Source organism: Chryseobacterium sp. 7 (assembly GCF_003663845.1).
GTDB lineage: Bacteria > Bacteroidota > Bacteroidia > Flavobacteriales > Weeksellaceae > Chryseobacterium.
On record NZ_RCCA01000003.1, the window covers coordinates 1 to 18,336 of the forward strand.

Below are 18,336 nucleotides of genomic sequence, written 5' to 3' on the forward strand. Positions count from 1 at the left end.
TTTGATTGGCCTTTCACCCCTACCCACAGGTCATCCGAAGACTTTTCAACGTCAACCGGTTCGGTCCTCCACTCTGTGTTACCAGAGCTTCAACCTGCCCATGGGAGATCACAAGGTTTCGCGTCTAATCCTACTAACTATGCGCCCTATTCAGACTCGCTTTCGCTCCGGCTCCGGTACTTAATACCTTAACCTCGCTAGTAAAATTAACTCGTAGGCTCATTATGCAAAAGGCACGCCGTCACAGCTTAATGCTGCTCCGACCGCTTGTAGGCGTACGGTTTCAGGTTCTATTTCACCCTTCTATTCGAAGTGCTTTTCACCTTTCCTTCACAGTACTTGTTCACTATCGGTTTTCAGGAGTATTTAGCCTTGGAGGATGGTCCCCCATATTCAGACAGGATTTCACGTGTCCCGCCCTACTCATTTATCACTCAAATATGCCTTTCATATACGGGCTATCACCCTCTATGGCTGTTCTTTCCAGAACATTCTATTAAACATATATTAGCTTTTGGGCTAATCCGCTTTCGCTCGCCACTACTTACGGAATCTCTTCGATTTCTTTTCCTCCGGTACTTAGATGTTTCAGTTCTCCGGGTTTGCTCCTCCTAAGAGGTAATACATCTTCAATGTATTGGGTTGCCCCATTCGACATCTGCGGATCAATTCGTGTGTGCCAATCCCCGCAGCTTTTCGCAGCTTACCACGTCCTTCTTCGCCTCTGAAAGCCTAGGCATCCGCCATACGCCCTTAACGATTTCTTCCTATTGGTTACTCAAGCGCTTATGCGCTCGGTTTTCTCTTTGGATGTCTTTACCGTTAATGTCAATGATCTTTAATTCTTCTTTCCGACTGATGAACAGATGTTGTTTTTGGCTCCATCCGTAACTTTTAAATCAATCTTCCAAAACTGTGGAGAATAAGGGAGTCGAACCCTTGACCTCCTGCGTGCAAGGCAGGCGCTCTAGCCAGCTGAGCTAATTCCCCGCTAGTAGACTAAGAGATTCAAGATGCTAGATTCAAGACTTTTTACTTGGTAGTCTTGGCTCTTGGCTCTTTTATCTTCCCGTCTTTTTCAATTAGTAGTCTCGGGCAGGCTCGAACTGCCGACCTCTACATTATCAGTGTAGCGCTCTAACCAGCTGAGCTACGAGACTGTCTGTTTAGACTTATAGATCCTAGATGCTAGATACAAAACTTTCATTCGTCTTGGTTCTTGGCTCTGGGCTCTTGTATCTCTTCCCTATACTAATTTCTAGTGGGTTTTATTTTTTATATATCTATAAGTAATGGGTAATGAGTAATTTTTTAAGATCCAATTACTTGGCTCTTTTCACTTTTACCTTTTTACTTATAAACCAACCAAACAAAAAACTAAAGCTATACTTTAAGTAAGTATATGTACTTGCGTACTGATTTTGTTTAACGTCATAAGACGCTCTAAAATGAGATGTTCCAGCCGCACCTTCCGGTACGGCTACCTTGTTACGACTTAGCCCTAGTTACCTGTTTTACCCTAGGCAGCTCCTGTTACGGTCACCGACTTCAGGTACCCCAGACTTCCATGGCTTGACGGGCGGTGTGTACAAGGCCCGGGAACGTATTCACCGCGCCATGGCTGATGCGCGATTACTAGCGATTCCAGCTTCATAGAGTCGAGTTGCAGACTCCAATCCGAACTGAGACCGGCTTTCGAGATTTGCATCACATCGCTGTGTAGCTGCCCTCTGTACCGGCCATTGTATTACGTGTGTGGCCCAAGGCGTAAGGGCCGTGATGATTTGACGTCATCCCCACCTTCCTCTCTACTTGCGTAGGCAGTCTCACTAGAGTCCCCAACTTAATGATGGCAACTAGTGACAGGGGTTGCGCTCGTTGCAGGACTTAACCTAACACCTCACGGCACGAGCTGACGACAACCATGCAGCACCTTGAAAAATGTCCGAAGAAAAGTCTATTTCTAAACCTGTCATTTCCCATTTAAGCCTTGGTAAGGTTCCTCGCGTATCATCGAATTAAACCACATAATCCACCGCTTGTGCGGGCCCCCGTCAATTCCTTTGAGTTTCATTCTTGCGAACGTACTCCCCAGGTGGCTAACTTATCACTTTCGCTTAGTCTCTGAATCCGAAAATCCAAAAACGAGTTAGCATCGTTTACGGCGTGGACTACCAGGGTATCTAATCCTGTTCGCTCCCCACGCTTTCGTCCATCAGCGTCAGTTGTTGCTTAGTAACCTGCCTTCGCAATTGGTGTTCTAAGTAATATCTATGCATTTCACCGCTACACTACTTATTCCAGCTACTTCAACAACACTCAAGACCTGCAGTATCAATGGCAGTTTCACAGTTAAGCTGTGAGATTTCACCACTGACTTACAGATCCGCCTACGAACCCTTTAAACCCAATAAATCCGGATAACGCTTGCACCCTCCGTATTACCGCGGCTGCTGGCACGGAGTTAGCCGGTGCTTATTCGTATAGTACCTTCAGCTACCCTCACGAGGGTAGGTTTATCCCTATACAAAAGAAGTTTACAACCCATAGGGCCGTCGTCCTTCACGCGGGATGGCTGGATCAGGCTCGCACCCATTGTCCAATATTCCTCACTGCTGCCTCCCGTAGGAGTCTGGTCCGTGTCTCAGTACCAGTGTGGGGGATCACCCTCTCAGGCCCCCTAAAGATCGCAGACTTGGTGAGCCGTTACCTCACCAACTATCTAATCTTGCGCGTGCCCATCTCTATCCACCGGAGTTTTCAATTTAAAATGATGCCATTCTAAATATTATGGGGTATTAATCTTCCTTTCGAAAGGCTATCCCCCTGATAAAGGCAGGTTGCACACGTGTTCCGCACCCGTACGCCGCTCTCAAGTTTCCGAAGAAACTCTACCGCTCGGCTTGCATGTGTTAGGCCTCCCGCTAGCGTTCATCCTGAGCCAGGATCAAACTCTCCATTGTATGTTTGTCTGACTCACTCAAAGTTTTTAACGCTTTAGTTTTTCCTTACTTGGTTGTTATATTGTATGTCAATGATCTTTTCTTCTTCCGCTTTGTAACGAAGCAATCTCTCTGTCAGTGTCGCTCCGTATTTGCGAGTGCAAAAGTAAAACTTTATTTCGTAATGACCAAATGTTTTGAAAGAAAATTTTAAAGTTTTTTTAGTAACCTTAATCCCTCTCATAACCTCAATCCCTTCACTCCTGCGCTCCCTCTAATTGGGACTGCAAAGATACAAACTCTTTTTTAACTGACAACTTTTTTTTGAAAAATTTTCAAGTTTTTTTCGTCTGCTTCTTTTTGAAGTAATACTGTTTTTGCTTATCTAAAAGCTCTTCTGCGCTACCGAATCTCTTTCGTTTTTCAGTGGGGCAAAGATAGAAACTTACCACACACCAAGCAACTTTATTTAACATAAATTTCACCTTCCCGTAATATTTAGCCCTAAGACCCTGGAACGCAGAGAGAAAAATTTTAAACATTTGTTTGGAATACAGGGGAAGGTGGGTGGGAGAGCGGGAGAGTCTGAGCGTGGGAGGGGATTTTCATGGGTAATGGGTAATGGGTAATGGAAGGTATACCTATATATAATATATAATATATAATAGTAGACATCTTTCTAGAAAACTTCCATTTTATAGCTTTTATATAGAAAGGATAAGTTGGGGTGAATATTTTTAATAACCACGGATTACACAGATTTACACAGATCATGATACAGCTAATATATATAAAGCAGTGATAATTTTTGGTGGGAACAGAAAATCGTCAGGAATATAAAGAATAAGCCAATGAGATAATATTGATAATAATAACCTGAAAACTCAATATCATCATCACTCATCATTCATCATTTCATTTATCATTCATAATTTATAATTGATCCTCCCCTAGCCCTGATAGAAATGGTTACCCCACAGCTTGCATTGGAGAGCCCGAAGGATTGAGCGTGGCAAAGCGCAGGCGCGAGGAGTATGAATGGATAGCAGGATAAAGCTCCTGAAAATGTTCGAGAGTTGGAGAGCGTAATGAGTGACAAAGGGTATATTATAATATATAAAAGTAATCCAGAGTAATTGATCTTAATCTATGCCTAACAGTGGTTTTTCTTTTCGTGATTTAAGTTTTCAACTATAAGAATAGATGCAATTGCTCTAAAAACCTGCATCATCCTTTTTTGATTGCTTACATTTGTAAGACATTCCGGATTCTAAGGAATGAAATGAGTTTTATATGACAGAAAGAAAATATAAGGAAACGGTTCATACTGATAAAAACAATTACGAATATATTACGGTAACCCACGACGAAAATAAAGTCAGAATCTATACCTTGAAAAATGGATTAAAGGTTTTTCTTGCCCAAAATTTTATTTCTCCAAGGATACAGACTTTTATTCCGGTAAGAACGGGAAGCAATAATGACCCGTCTGATAATACAGGATTGGCTCATTACCTAGAACATATGATGTTTAAAGGCACATCTAAGATAGGAACCCAAAACTGGGAAAAAGAAAAGGTATTTCTTGATCAGATTTCTGAACTGTATGAAAAACACAAGGCAGAACAGGATCCTGAAAAGAAAAAAGAGATTTATAAAAAGATAGACGAAGTTTCTCAGGAAGCCAGTCAATATGCCATCGCCAATGAATATGATAAATCTATTTCTTCTCTGGGAGCCAGTGGAACGAATGCTCATACCTGGTTTGATGAAACAGTTTACAAAAATAATATTCCAAATAATGAGCTTGAGAAATGGCTGAAGATTGAAAAGGAAAGATTCTCTGAAATTGTCCTTCGTCTTTTTCATACTGAGCTGGAATCTGTATATGAGGAGTTCAACAGGGCGCAGGATAATGATTCAAGGCTTGTTAATTATGAATTAATGGACGCCCTCTTTCCTACTCATCCCAATGGGCAACAAACGACATTAGGAAAACCGGAACATTTGAAAAATCCATCTATGAAGGCTATTCACAAATATTTTGATGAGTATTATGTTCCTAATAATTATGCTTTGGTATTGGTAGGGGATCTTGATTTTGAAAAAACCATTCAATTAATTGACACTTATTTTGGAACCTTACCTTATAAGGAACTTCCTAAAAAATCGCCTGTTATTGAAAAGCCGATAACAAAAATTATAAAAAGAACAGTACAAAGTCCTACTACTCCACGCACTCAGCTGGCATGGAGAACAGATAACTATGGAACCTGTGAAGCCATGCTGGCGGATATTACAGCCAATATTCTCAGCAACAGAGGAGAAGCCGGATTACTGGATCTTCACATCAATCAGACTCAAAAAATGCTTTGGGCACAGGCTTTTTCTGTAGGACTGAAGCAATATGGATATTTCTCCATCGTCGCCGTTCCAAAAGAAACTCAAACACTGGAAGAGGCCAAGAATATTGTACTGGAAGAAGTTGAATTGATCAAAAAAGGAGATTTCCCGGACTGGATGCTACCCGCCATCATTAATGATTTCAAACTTCAAAGGATGAAAGCTCTGGAAACAACGGAGGGGCTGGCCACCAATCTTTATGACACGTATATAAAAGGAAGAACCTGGGAACAGGAGCTGAACGAAATGGATGAATATGCTTCCTTTACAAAGGAAGACATTGTGAACTTTGCCAATGATTTTTTCAAAGAAAACTATGTTATCGTTGATAAGGAAAAAGGCGTTAATGACAGGCTAATCAGAGTGGAAAACCCAGGAATTACACCTATTAAAATAAACCGTGACAGCCAGTCTGAGTTTTTAACGGAAATTTTAGCGGATAAAACGGAGGATATACAACCTGTATTCATTGACTATCATAAAGAAATTACTACTGCTGACATAAAAGGAAAGAAACTGAGCTTTGTTAAAAATAAATATAACGATATCGCCCAGGTACATTTTATTTTCCCTTTTGGAAGTGACAATGACAGAGATTTGGCTATTTCAACTCAATTTCTGCAGTATTTGGGAACCGATCAGTTTTCGCCTGAAGATTTAAAAAAGGAATTCTTCAAAATCGGGATCACCAATGATTTCAAAACATTGCATGATCAACTCACCATTACCTTAAGCGGACTGGAAGAAAATATAGAAAAAGGAATAGCGTTGCTTCAGCACTGGATGGCAGATGTAAAACCGGACCAGGATATCTACAATCAATTTGTAAAAAGTGTCATAGAAAACCGTCAAGCCATTAAAAAGGATAAAAACCGTATTATGACTGCCCTTACTAATTATACAAAATTGGGTACCTTTTCCCGTTTTACAGATATCATTTCTAAAGAAGAGCTCGAAAGCAGTACTGCTGAAACATTTACCAATAGAATAACAAATCTTTTTAAATCTCCTTATCAAATCTTCTTTTATGGTAAAGATTTTGAAAATTTCAATGGTTATGTTGATAAGTATATTGAAACAGAGAGCGTTTTGATCCCTGAAGCCAAACAATATCCTGAGCCTGATACAGGAGGGAATGTTTATTTTGTTAATTATGATATGGTTCAGGTAGAAATGAGCAAAATAGGAAAAGGAAGTGAGGTGAATCCACAATATTTCGGTAAAGTAAATGTATTCAACGAATATTTCGGAAGAGGATTATCTGCCATTGTTTTCCAGGAAATGCGAGAGAGCAAAAGTCTTGCTTATACTGCTTATGTTTCATATGCAGCCAATTCGGAAATTAAGCATCCTGATTATGTTACTACTTATATCGGAACACAGCCAGACAAGCTTATGATTGCTGTTGACACATTGAACGAGCTGATGGAAGAACTTCCTAAAGTACCTATTCAGTTTGAAAATGCAAGAAATGCATCCCTTAAACAAATTGTATCTACAAGAGTCACCCGTGAAAATATATTTTTCAACACATTAGATTTGAAAAAGCTCAATATCTATCATGATTTCAGAAAAGATATCTATGAGCAGATCCAGGATCTTACATTTGAAGATTTGACAGAGTTTTATAAGACAAGAATCAAATCTGTACATTTCAACACAGCCATTATCGGTAAAAAAGAAAACCTTGATATGGACGCTGTCAATAAGATGGGAACATTTAAAGAAGTAAGTCTGAAAGATATCTTTGGACATTAAAAAAAACAAACCGCCTGATATCTCTATCGGGCGGTTTGTTTTTTTTATAAATGATAATTGACGAATGATGATTCCATAACTCATAACTCATAACTTATAATTCATAATTTATCATTCATTATTACTTTACGTCATCATACAATCCCCATCTCCATCCTGGTAATTGGGGTTAAAATTTTTCGGAAGAAGTTCCAACAGGTTTTTATGAAAGAGATATTCTCTGTGGAAATCCCGCTTGTAGACAGGAGAAAATGCTTTCGATTGTTGTATCACTTCATTAAGCTTAGTTTGATAGCTTGTAAATGCTTTTATTTTATTCGAAACAATGAAATAATTTAAAAACTGAACGGCTTCATTTAAATCAGCAGTCGAAAAAAGATAAGGAACTTTAAGATACCCGTCACGAAGCTGTAACAGTAGACAAGCTTTAAGCTTATTATTATGATCAAAAATCTTGATCCAGAAATAGGTAAAAGTATCTGCAAAACTTGAAAAAAGATATCTCTCATCTTTCTTTCCTTCCAAAACCCATGAATGATCTATAAAAGTATTGATTTCGTCTGCGTTGCGTACTCCTGGAAACGCATTGATGAAATCAGCACTTTCTTTATCTATACGATCAATAATTTCATATTTGAAATCCGGTTTCCTGACAGGTAGATTCTTGATTGAGATGAATAAATTGGCAGCGGCATCCAACGTCTTAAACAGAGGTTTCAAAGGTTTTACTCCTGGCTTTTTTTCAGGAATAATCTTAGCTGCATCGGTTTTGAAATAATACCTCTTCCCTTCCTTAGGAAAGACATATTCAAAAACCCCCATAATATTGTAGAGCGCTTCCGCTTCTTTGGTGAATTCCGTAATGGCAATTCTGCCTTCGTATTCTTCAAAAGCCTTTTTCAACAGAGCTTTTGCCGGTCTTTTCTTTCTATATTCGGGATTTACATATAAAGTACTCAGCCATGCGTAACGGATTTCTTTACCGGCAACAACAAAACGGTCTGGGAAACATCCTACGTAACCTATCAGCTTTTCTTCATAAAAAGCAAGAATAAGAAGTGTGTCTCCATCTGCTGCCTTAGGATTTTTCAGGTGGGATAAAGCCCGGTGCTTTGTAATCGGGAGAAAATCATATTGCTGGAAAGTTCCGGAGTATATAAAATCTTCCAGTTCTTTTCTGTTAAACGTTTTCAGCGTTATCATTCTCTTATAATCGTATTTTTATTGATCAGGTTTTTCAGTCTGAAATAAGCGATTTCTTTTTTCAGGATCTGTGCTCCGCTCTCTCCCATTTCCATTGGAATCCTCTGGAAATTTTTTTTCACACTGTCCAGCTTTATTCCTGCGCATCCGAAACTGCAATAGATTTCTTCATTTTTAAAAAGTTCATCAAAAAAATCTTTCTTCACTTCAAAATCTGTAAACGGAAAGGCAAAACTTTCGTACAGGAAACCATTTTTCTTTAAATAAGCAAAAGTCTTGTCTGTAGTTTCCATCTGTTCTTTCAAAGATAAGTCTCCATATTTTGGATGATCCCAGCTGTGTGAAGAAATTCCGAAACCTTTTCGGGTGAGCTCTTTTAATTCTTCTGTACTTAAATAAGGTTGATGTTCTTTTGCATACGCCTGAAAATCTATCTCAAGTTTTTCCGCAAGCTGATCCAAAATATCTCTTCCCTGATAATTGACTGATAAAATTTTCTTCTGTAAAATACCTTTTTCCACATGATTGTCAAGAGAAAATATACGATAAACTTCCGGATCTATAGTTTTGTTTTTCTCAACAGCACCAACAAGAAGGCTTGCTTTGCATCTGAACATCATATCTTTATTATCTATAAAAGCCGGATTTACAAAATTGCAGGCATAAATTCCTTTTCGTTCCAAAATGGGTGCCACAACATCATAAAATTCCCTGAAACCATCATCAAAAGTGAGTAAAGCAATCTTTTTCTTAGGTTTAAAATTTCGGGCGGTAAATGCTTTAAACTCCTGCCAGTCTACAAACTGAAAATTCTTTGACAAATGATCCAGATCGTTTTCAAACTGTTTTGTCGTTTTATAACGGATCACGTGTTTTATATGGGAAAGTTCTTTATCTGAAACACTGTGATAAAGGGGCAGACAGTAATCCAGCGGAAAAGATTTCCCGATATTTTCAGATTCAAAAGCTGCCAAAACATTAATGATCCTTTCTTTCATCTTGATTTAAATAAAAAAGAATCTATTCAAAACTCAGTTCAAATAGATTCTTAAAGGTATAACTTTTAAAAATTATTTTATAATCTTCATTTCATCAACAAGCCACTTGGAGTCTGCGAACTTCTCGATGATGAAAAGGATGTATTTCGTGTCTACCATGATATTTCTGCTGAAACGCGGATCATAGTTGATATCACTCATTGTTCCCTCCCACTGTCTGTCGAAATTTAATCCCACAAGGTTTCCGTTCGCATCAAGTGCCGGGCTTCCTGAATTTCCTCCTGTAGTGTGGTTGGTAGCAGTGAATCCTACAGGAACGTCTCCTGTTTTATCTTTATAGATTCCGAAATCTTTTTTGTTATAAAGATCAATCAGCTTCTTTGGAACATCGAATTCATAATCTCCCGGAACATATTTTTCCATCACACCAGCAAGGTGAGTCTGGTATCCGTAAGAAACGGCATCTCTAGGCGTAGAACCTTTTACTTTACCATACGTTACACGAAGTGTTGAGTTCGCATCCGGGAAGAATTTTCTGTCTTTATCCGTCTGCATCTGCTGCGCCATAAACTTCTTCTGTAAGGCATCTATTTTTGCCTGCATTGAAGTGTATTGCGGATCTGCAGTTTTCATATACGTTTCTCTCATGGAAACATATAATTGGTAAATCGGGTCTTTCTTTAAAGTCTTGATTAATTTATCCTGATTAGAAAATGCTTTGTCAATATCTGTAGTTAATGCTCCTCCGTTTACAGCAGCTCTTCCTGTGATAATAGAGTTTTTAGACATATCTTCAATGACAGGAATATTGGCATTTTCATCTTTATATTTAATGAATCCGGCTGGTAAAAACTGTGGCGCTGTTTTATTAGTGTATAAAGCCAATAGTTTCGCCGTTACTTTAGCATCAAGCTCTGCGCTGTAATCTTTATAGAAAGAAGTTAATTTTGTTTTTAACTTGGAAAGTTCTTTTTCATCCATTCTTCCGGCTTCTACAGAAGCTACGAAATCATAATAATCTCCGGCAAGCTTTAATGTTTCTGCATTTTTCACTACTTCCGTGTAGTAAGCATTGTTTAATGCATAAGGAGCCTGATCATTGTACAATTTATTCAGCTGATCCAAAGTAGTTTTGATCTCAGGATTTTTAGCGACCAAAGAACCTTCATACATTACTTTCTTTTCTACCGCATTGGATTTTTTCAATCCTTCCACTTCACCGATCCATTTTTTCCAATAATTGGCTACAGAAGCATATTTTGAAGCATATTTAATACGAGTTTCATTATCAACACGCATTTTTTCGTCTAATGTTTTCAAAGCCACATCACGTACCGCAATTCTTGCAGGGTCAATATCCTTCATGATCTTCTCTACACCAACTGCAGGAAGATATTCCGTAGTTTTTCCCGGGAATCCGAATACAAAAGTAAAATCGTTTTCATTTTTATCTTTTATAGAAACCGGTAAATAGTGTTTTGGAACGTAAGGTACATTGTCTTTTGAATATTCTGCAGGTTTGTTGTTCTTGTCTGCATAGATTCTGAACATAGAGAAATCTCCGGTATGTCTGGGCCAAACCCAGTTATCTGTATCACTACCGAATTTCCCTATGCTTTGAGGCGGAGCTCCTACAAGACGGATATCTTTATATGTTTCGATGGTGTAAGCATAGTATTTATTTCCATAATACATAGGCTTTACCATGATCGACTGGTAAGGTTCAATTTTCTGAGCGTTTTTGTACACCTCAATATTGTTGTTGATCCTTTTAGTAAGCTCAGGTTCCGTAAGATTGTCTGTACCTTCTAAAATCTGATCAGTAGCTTCTTTTATATCTACAATAAAATCTACTTTTAATCCCGGGTTAACAAGTTCCCCTGCTGTATTTTTTGCCCAAAAACCGTTAGAAAGAAGATCATTCTGAACGGTAGAATGCGCCTGAATCTGGCTGAAACCACAATGGTGGTTTGTTAAAAGCAATCCTTTAGGCGAAATAATTTCTGCAGTACATCCGCCATTAAACTGTACTACCGCATCTTTAATGCTTGGTTTCTGAGGGTTGAAAATATCCTTTGCAGAGATCTTCATTCCCAAATCCTTCATTTCCTTTTCATTCAGCTCTGTAGGGATCCACATTCCGCCATATTGTTGTGCAAATGCCATTGCAGCAGGCAAAAGAAATACAGATAAAAGTATCTTTTTTGTCATAATCAAAATTTTGCCCCAATTTACAAAGAAAAATAGGAATAGGCTTCATAAAACGGCTGGAAAAGTTATTATGAGGTCATTTTTGAAAAGACGGACAGTCAATAGTGAATTTTGCTTCGCAAGTGAATGGTGAATGTTTATGATTAGACGAAACTCCCTGCTGATCATAAATTCATTAAAAATTGACAAGTGAAGCGAATTGACTATTGACCATTCACTATTTCCTCATCCTTTCCCCTCTCCTCTGGCTTAATTTTTGTTCCTTGGAAATCACATTATTATTAAAAAAACATCCTTAAATAAATTATTATGATGAAAAGCAAAATGCTCATGTTGGGAATGATATCCGCTCTATTCCTGGCTTCATGTACTAAAAAAGAAACTGCCGAAACTACGGCTGCCACAACAGATTCTGCTACAGCTGTGCAACCTGCCTCTACAGACAGCATCACTAAAGCAACGCCGACAGCAGCTGGTGATACCTCTGAAAATGCATTGGACTGGGCAGGAACTTATGAAGCGACAGTTCCTTGTGCTGACTGCCCGGGAATCAAGACTTCTTTAACCTTGAACAATGACAAAACATTCAGCATTAGTGAAGAATATCTTGACAGAAATTCAAAAAATCAGGATAAAGGAACTTTTGCGTGGGATGCTACGGGAAGCATGATTACTTTAAAAGGAAAATCTGCCAACTACAAATACAAAGTGGGGGAAAATATGCTGATACAGCTGGATATGGAAGGAAAAGAAATTGATGGACCGAACAAGGATCTTTATGTATTCAAGAAAAAATAAAAATAAAGGCTTCGGCCTTTATTTTTTTGTCTACTACACTATTAAAACTGATACGCCTTAATCTTAGGATCATCTACCAAACGCCTGGTTAATCCTTCATGATGGCTGTTTTTCCCTGTAATTCTCCAGATAACCGTAAAACCTTCCTGTGAATACTGTTGTCTGATCATGAGATAAGCCAAATGGTTTTCTTTAAATATATTTTCACAATATTGAATATCTCCTGAGCTGTTGACTGCTATTCTGTATTCTCTGATTTTATTATAATTGTCAATAAAATTCTGCAAATAGGTTAAGGCGCTCAAAATAATCAACACCAAAGCAGTTCCCAGCATGGCAATATAAACATATCCTGAGCCTACTGCCATTCCTATGGAAGCTGTAGCCCAAATGGTAGTTGCAGTGGTAATTCCTTCAATTTTATTATCTCCTTTAAAAATAACACCAGCTCCCAGAAATCCGATTCCGGTAATAATATTGGCTGCCAGACGATCCGGATTGGCTACACCTATTTTGATGGAAAGTATGGTAAACAGACAGGCCCCGAAACACACCAGAATAAAGGTTCTAAGTCCGGCAGATTTATTGCGGTATTCTCGTTCAGCACCAATGAACAATCCTAAAATAACGGAGATAAGAATAAGCAATAATTCGTTTTTAACAGCGTAATGGTCCTGAAGAAAATCCATTTTTTAAAATTTAAGCGTAGAATAAAATTACAACAAAAAAATCATCTGTAATGCGATCCCTTAACTTTGTTTAGGGCAATAAGATTTTATTTGACTGAAAACTTTCGTAATATTACAGATTCAATGGAAAAGGCAAGTACAGGAGTTATGGAACCTACATTTTTTTCAACAAAAGAAAAATTCAGAGAATGGCTGGAGAAGCACCACGAAGATGAGAGAGAACTCCTGACAGGGTTCTACAAAACCGGCAGTGGAAAACCTTCTATGACCTGGTCTGAATCTGTAGATCAGGCTTTGTGCTTTGGCTGGATAGACGGTGTAAGAAAGTCAATAGATCATGAAAGCTATTCTATACGCTTCACGCCAAGAAAATCATCCAGTATCTGGAGCAATATTAATATAAAAAAGGTTGAACAGCTTACCAAAGCAGGGCTAATGACTTCTGCGGGGCAAAAAGCATTCGATCTTAGAAAAGAGGACAAATCCGGGATTTATTCTCATGAAAAAGCGGATGTTTCACTTGATAGGATTTATCAGGAACAGTTTATGGATCATCCGGCTGCCTGGGATTTTTTTGAAAGTCAGGCTCCGTCATACAAAAAGGTTATTATCCACTGGATCACAAGTGCCAAACAGGAAAAGACAAGACTTTCCCGGCTTGAAAAAGTCATTGATATAAGTAAACAATCAAAAAGATTAGAATAAAAAATAGTATTATGGATAAAGAAATTTCACATTTCTGGTTAGGATATTTCAAAAATGAAGAAGATTTTTACAGTTTCATAGAAGAAGATGAAAATTATTATATAGAGGAAGAAACTGATGATCAGTATGTTTCCAAGTTTGCCGAATCTCAGAACATCAAATGGTTTGATGATGATTTTATAGAATATGGCTTCGAGGATGAAAGTCTTAGCCTTTATGACAAGTTTGCAGAATATTCTTATGCTGACCAATGGCTTCCGATCCTGGAAAGAAAACTGAATGAATTAAGTTTAGACACTCCTGTGAATGCTATCATTTTCGCAACAAGATTTGTGATTCCCAATCCTATTTCTGTGGAAAATGATGATTTTTCGCTGCATTATGTGGGTGAAATAGAATATGATATTTAATAATGTCATTAATAACAGGTGGTTTCAGCAATGTAGTCATCTGTTATTGATCAAAGATTCTGAAATGACATAGAAAGTGATCATTTAATCTGTAAACTATATCATGGAGAGAAATCTCATTGTCAAACAATCCAAACCTCATCGGCTCTACTCATTTCTGAAAAGTCTGTCCATTGGTACAGTTCTTATTTCCGCAGTTACATTTGTACAATTTTACTGGTCAATGGGAACATTTTCAGACCGTATGTCAAGTGGTTGCCTGGAATGTCGGTTTGTTGAAGATGCATTATTGATGTCATTGATCACCGGTATTTTTCTGAGTGCTGTATTTCCTCTTTTTCCTTTAAAAAGATATTGGTCAAAGTTAGTCTTGAATTTTTTCTGCTGATCTTCGTCTGGTTATTTTGGAATTACTCGCTATTTGTAGACAGAGAGTCCTCATGGAGCACTTATGACTTCAATACAGAGATTCAATATACTATATCGCTTTCTTTTTTTCCGGTTATTTTTCTGGGATGTTTGTGTGTTTTGCTTTTACATTATCAGAAAATAAAAGCTAGATTTGCAGCTTAAAAACAACAACCATTGAAAAAAATCATTTCTATTTTAATTTTGTCTTCTTTAATCGTTTATTCTTGCGATAAAACCAAAGCAGATGCACCAAAAAGTTCTTCACCCACTATAAAAAAAGATTCAACACAACTTGTAAAAGAATCATCAACAGCTGGAAAACACATTTCAGATTTTGTTTCAAATCAGTATGAAATTCAATATGAAGCTGAAGGCGATCTCAATCAGGATGGTCTTGAAGATAAAGCTCTCGTTTTAAGAGAAAAAGAGGACACTTTAGCCCAGAGAAAGACGATTATTCTTTTAAAAAATCCTGATCAAACGTACCGTTTATTTAAAAGTTCTGAAACCGTTTTTCCTGAAGAGTATAATGGATCAGGTTATAAAATGCACGAAACTGAAGATATCAGTATTAATAAGGGAACATTGAATATCAATCTCTACGATATCGGGCCCAACGGCAATCAATTCAGTAAATTTAAATATATTGATAATCACCTGATTCTTACTTATATTGAAACTTATAATATGGGAGCCGGTTCTCATTCTGCACTCTATTACGAGCCAATGAAAGGTAAAATTACACTGGAGAGCATCAATACAATGGAAGAGGAAATGCCATCAACAACACAAAAAGCTCAGGTAAAAAGAGAGAGATATTTATTTGAACATGTTTCACTGGATGATGTTGTAAGCAGTGCTTATGATTCTGCAGAAAAAAAATAAAGATCTCATGACCCTAATAAAAAAAAACTTCCGCCTAAAGACGGAAGTTTTTTTATTGTTAAGAATAAATCGTATTGATTAATGTGCCTCTAACCAGTTATCTCCTACTCCAATTTCTACCAATAGAGGAACCTGTGTCTTTAAGGCATTCTCCATTTCGGTTTTGATCAGTTTTGAAGCGGATTCAATCTCATCTACCGGAGATTCGAATATCAATTCGTCATGTACCTGAAGCAGCATTTTTGTTTTAAGCTGTTGTTCTTCAAGCTCTCTGTCTATTTTGATCATGGCAAGCTTTACAACATCTGCGGCACTTCCCTGAACGGGCGCATTCACAGCGTTTCTTTCTGCATGACCTCTTACTACGAAATTATTGGAATTGATATCTTTCAAATGACGCTTTCTACCTAAAATAGTTTCTACATAGCCTAACTGACGAGCTTTACTCACCTGTTCTGCCATATATTCCTTTAATTTCGGATAGGTTTCGAAATACGCTTCGATCATTTGTTTGGCTTCTGTACGGGACAATCCGGTTTGTTCTGCCAAAGCAAAAGCTCCCTGTCCGTAGATAATCCCGAAGTTTACGGTCTTAGCCTGACTTCTCTGGGTTTTGGAAACCTCATCCAAAGGAATTTTAAAGAGTTTAGCCGCTGTGGAAGCGTGGATATCTTCACCATCCTGGAAAGCTTTGATCATGTTATCTTCTCCTGAAATTTCAGCAATCAAACGAAGTTCGATCTGTGAATAATCGGCAGAAATAATCTTCTTTCCTTCTCCTGAAACAAAGGCTCCACGAATCTGCTGCCCTCTCACTGTTCGGATCGGGATATTCTGCAGGTTCGGGTTTACACTCGCCAAACGGCCTGTAGCAGCTGTGGTCTGTGAGAAGTTGGTATGTACCCTGTTATCTTTTTTCTCAATCTGTGAAGGCAAAGCGTCTACATAGGTTGATTTTAATTTCTGATAGGTTCTGTATTCCAGAATATGCTTGATGATCTCATGTTTTGATGATAGTTTCTGAAGAACATCTTCCGAGGTTGCATACTGTCCTGTTTTTGTTTTCTTAGCTTTTGGATCCAGCTGTAATTTTTCAAACAGAATCTCTCCCAGCTGTTTAGGTGAATTCATGTTGAATTCTTCTTCTGAAAGCTCAAAAATCTTCGTTTCCAGCTGCTTCAGATCATTCTCAAGGTCAACGCTTTCCTGTGCCAGCCATTTTTCATCCAGAGAAATCCCTGCCAATTCCATTTTTGCAAGAACTTCCATCAAAGGCATTTCAATATTAAAGAAAAGTTCTTCTAGATTTTCTTTTTTCAGCTGTGGTGCGAAAAGCTCATACAACTGGAAAGTGATATCTGCATCTTCCGCCGCATAATCTGTCTGTGTTCTTATATCAGCATCTCTGAAACTGCCCTGTTTTTTACCTTTCTTCCCAATAATAGTTTCAATAGATACCGGCTTGTAGTTCAGGTACACTTCTGAAAGATAGTCCATCCCGTGTCTTCCGTCCGGATTCAGCAGGTAGTGGGCAATCATAGTATCAAACATGGCACCTTTTACGGTGATGTCGTATTGCTTTAAAACTTTATAATCATATTTAAGATTATGTGCAATTTTCAGCAGATCTTCTTTTTCGAAAAACGGTCTGAAAATCTCCAAGGTCTGCAACACTTCTTCTCTTTTTTCAGAAAGAGGAATATAATAAGCAAGTCCTTTTTTATAAGAGAAACTCATCCCTACTAACTCTGCTTCCAGTTCGTTTAATGAGGTTGTTTCTGTATCAAAACAAACAACTTTTTGCAGCAGCAGGTTATCTACCAGTTTTTTCTGAGCTTTTGGATTATCGATATACTGATAAAGATGATCATTATTCTCAATGGTGGATTTTGTAGAAGTAGCCTGTTCCAATTCTTCAAAGTTGGCAAAAAGATCAAGCTGCATAACCTGTCCTTTTACTTCTGTTCCTGACGGAGTCTGTGTCACTTCTACCTCGCTTACCACTACTGTTTCGGTGGCTGCAGGAGCAAAAGCTCTGTAAAGGTTTTCGTAAAGTCTTCTGAATTCTATTTCATCAAAAACTTCTTTTACCTTTTCAAAATCCGGAGTCTCAAGATCATATTGTTCCTGATGGAATTCTACAGGAGCATCACAGATAATGGTTGCTAATTTTTTAGACAAAATACCACGTTCTGCGGAAGCTTCTACTTTTTCCTTCAGTTTACCTTTCAGCTTATCTGTATTGGCCAATAAAGTTTCGATGTTCCCGAATTCTTTCAGGAATTTCATGGCAGTTTTCTCTCCTACCCCTTCCAGTCCCGGAATATTATCCACTGCATCTCCCATCATAGCAAGGAAATCTATCACCTGCTTAGGATCTTCAATCTCGTATTTTGCTTTTACTTCTTCTACTCCAAGAATTTCAATATCACCGCCTTTTAGCCCTGGCTTATAAATTTTGATTTTATCAGTAACCAGCTGTGCAAAATCTTTATCCGGAGTTACCATGAAAGTGGTATAACCTTCCTTCTCTGCTTTGCATGCTATAGTCCCAATAACATCATCCGCTTCATATCCTTCTACTCCAAGGCGTGGAATATGCATTGCTTCCAGAATTTTGTGAATGTATGGAACCGCAATTTTGATCGCTTCAGGAGTCTCACTTCTGTTGGCTTTGTAGTCTGAATAATCATCAGTTCTTACACTCGCCTGCCCTACATCAAAAACTACTGCCAGATGGGTAGGTTTCTCTCTTCTGATTAATTCGATTAAAGAGTTGGTAAAACCAAAGATGGCAGAAGTATCCAGGCCTTTGCTGGTAAGTCTTGGATTCCTGATTAATGCGTAGTATCCTCTGAAAATCATCGCATAGGCATCGATGAGAAACAGCCTTTTATCTTTTGTTGCGTCCATATTTTGAATA

10 protein-coding genes, 2 tRNA genes and 2 rRNA genes are annotated in these 18,336 nt (G+C 38.1%); 5 read left to right on the top strand and 9 right to left on the bottom strand.

All coding sequences use genetic code 11. The annotated features are described in order from the left end of the window. The 4 genes from CLU97_RS21720 to CLU97_RS21735 form a co-directional block, all read right to left on the bottom strand. A 23S ribosomal RNA gene (locus tag CLU97_RS21720) occupies positions 1-767 on the bottom strand; the annotation flags it as partial. A gap of 149 nt (positions 768-916) precedes the next feature. Next, positions 917-990: transfer RNA gene (locus CLU97_RS21725), tRNA-Ala, on the bottom strand. 96 nt (positions 991-1,086) lie between these two features. Then, positions 1,087-1,160 (bottom strand) — tRNA-Ile (locus tag CLU97_RS21730). Between the two features lie 286 nt (positions 1,161-1,446). Continuing rightward, positions 1,447-2,963 (bottom strand): 16S ribosomal RNA (locus CLU97_RS21735). Positions 2,964-4,235: 1,272 nt separating this feature from the next. On the opposite strand from CLU97_RS21735, the gene CLU97_RS21745 reads away from it, so the two are divergent. Further along, a complete protein-coding gene (locus tag CLU97_RS21745; protein WP_121489966.1) occupies positions 4,236-7,103 on the top strand; it encodes a M16 family metallopeptidase in 2,868 nt (955 codons plus the stop codon). Positions 7,104-7,229: 126 nt separating this feature from the next. On the opposite strand, the gene CLU97_RS21750 is transcribed toward CLU97_RS21745, so the two are convergent. From CLU97_RS21750 to CLU97_RS21760, 3 genes are all read right to left on the bottom strand, one after another. After that, positions 7,230-8,306 carry a GNAT family N-acetyltransferase gene (locus tag CLU97_RS21750; RefSeq protein WP_121489967.1) on the bottom strand — a complete coding sequence of 359 codons (1,077 nt, stop codon included), beginning with the start codon at positions 8,304-8,306 and terminating at the stop codon, positions 7,230-7,232. Beyond that, the gene (locus CLU97_RS21755) at positions 8,303-9,304 is read right to left on the bottom strand and encodes a polysaccharide deacetylase family protein (protein WP_121489968.1); all 1,002 of its coding nucleotides are present in this window, start codon (positions 9,302-9,304) and stop codon (positions 8,303-8,305) included. Before CLU97_RS21755 ends, CLU97_RS21750 begins: the two co-directional genes overlap by 4 nt. A 72-nt stretch (positions 9,305-9,376) precedes the next feature. After that, on the bottom strand, positions 9,377-11,515 hold the full coding sequence (locus CLU97_RS21760) for a S46 family peptidase (protein WP_121489969.1): 2,139 nt from the start codon (positions 11,513-11,515) through the stop codon (positions 9,377-9,379). A 309-nt stretch (positions 11,516-11,824) separates the two neighbouring features. Between CLU97_RS21760 and CLU97_RS21765 the strand changes: the two genes are divergently transcribed. After that, positions 11,825-12,313: a copper resistance protein NlpE gene (locus CLU97_RS21765; RefSeq protein WP_228437904.1), complete on the top strand. Its 489-nt coding sequence runs from the start codon at positions 11,825-11,827 to the stop codon at positions 12,311-12,313. 41 nt (positions 12,314-12,354) lie between these two features. Here the strand turns inward: CLU97_RS21765 and CLU97_RS21770 are convergent, their stop codons facing one another. After that, positions 12,355-13,002, bottom strand: coding sequence for an MgtC/SapB family protein (locus tag CLU97_RS21770; protein WP_121489970.1), 648 nt, complete (start codon positions 13,000-13,002; stop codon positions 12,355-12,357). Positions 13,003-13,149: 147 nt separating this feature from the next. Here CLU97_RS21770 and CLU97_RS21775 point away from each other — a divergent pair, with 147 nt between their 5' ends. The 3 genes from CLU97_RS21775 to CLU97_RS21785 all read left to right on the top strand — a co-directional run bounded on the left by CLU97_RS21775 (position 13,150) and on the right by CLU97_RS21785 (position 15,413). After that, a complete protein-coding gene (locus tag CLU97_RS21775) occupies positions 13,150-13,707 on the top strand; it encodes a YdeI/OmpD-associated family protein (RefSeq protein WP_121490106.1) in 558 nt (185 codons plus the stop codon). 11 nt (positions 13,708-13,718) lie between these two features. Further along, positions 13,719-14,117: an immunity 22 family protein gene (locus CLU97_RS21780; RefSeq protein WP_121489971.1), complete on the top strand. Its 399-nt coding sequence runs from the start codon at positions 13,719-13,721 to the stop codon at positions 14,115-14,117. Positions 14,118-14,702: 585 nt separating this feature from the next. Then, positions 14,703-15,413: a hypothetical protein gene (locus CLU97_RS21785; RefSeq protein ID WP_121489972.1), complete on the top strand. Its 711-nt coding sequence runs from the start codon at positions 14,703-14,705 to the stop codon at positions 15,411-15,413. A gap of 78 nt (positions 15,414-15,491) precedes the next feature. Here CLU97_RS21785 and polA read toward each other — a convergent pair whose 3' ends face one another. Continuing rightward, positions 15,492-18,326: a DNA polymerase I gene (gene polA, locus CLU97_RS21790; protein WP_121489973.1), complete on the bottom strand. Its 2,835-nt coding sequence runs from the start codon at positions 18,324-18,326 to the stop codon at positions 15,492-15,494. Between the last annotated feature and the right edge of the window lie 10 nt (positions 18,327-18,336).

What these genes read in the sequence shown, in the direction of transcription:
- CLU97_RS21745 (WP_121489966.1), top strand. Translation starts at nt 4,236, where the DNA reads ATGACAGAAAGAAAATATAAGGAAACGGTTCATACTGATAAAAACAAT.
- CLU97_RS21750 (WP_121489967.1), bottom strand. Translation starts at nt 8,306, where the DNA reads ATGATAACGCTGAAAACGTTTAACAGAAAAGAACTGGAAGATTTTATA.
- CLU97_RS21755 (WP_121489968.1), bottom strand. Translation starts at nt 9,304, where the DNA reads ATGAAAGAAAGGATCATTAATGTTTTGGCAGCTTTTGAATCTGAAAAT.
- CLU97_RS21760 (WP_121489969.1), bottom strand. Translation starts at nt 11,515, where the DNA reads ATGACAAAAAAGATACTTTTATCTGTATTTCTTTTGCCTGCTGCAATG.
- CLU97_RS21765 (WP_228437904.1), top strand. Translation starts at nt 11,825, where the DNA reads ATGATGAAAAGCAAAATGCTCATGTTGGGAATGATATCCGCTCTATTC.
- CLU97_RS21770 (WP_121489970.1), bottom strand. Translation starts at nt 13,002, where the DNA reads ATGGATTTTCTTCAGGACCATTACGCTGTTAAAAACGAATTATTGCTT.
- CLU97_RS21775 (WP_121490106.1), top strand. Translation starts at nt 13,150, where the DNA reads ATGGAACCTACATTTTTTTCAACAAAAGAAAAATTCAGAGAATGGCTG.
- CLU97_RS21780 (WP_121489971.1), top strand. Translation starts at nt 13,719, where the DNA reads ATGGATAAAGAAATTTCACATTTCTGGTTAGGATATTTCAAAAATGAA.
- polA (WP_121489973.1), bottom strand. Translation starts at nt 18,326, where the DNA reads ATGGACGCAACAAAAGATAAAAGGCTGTTTCTCATCGATGCCTATGCG.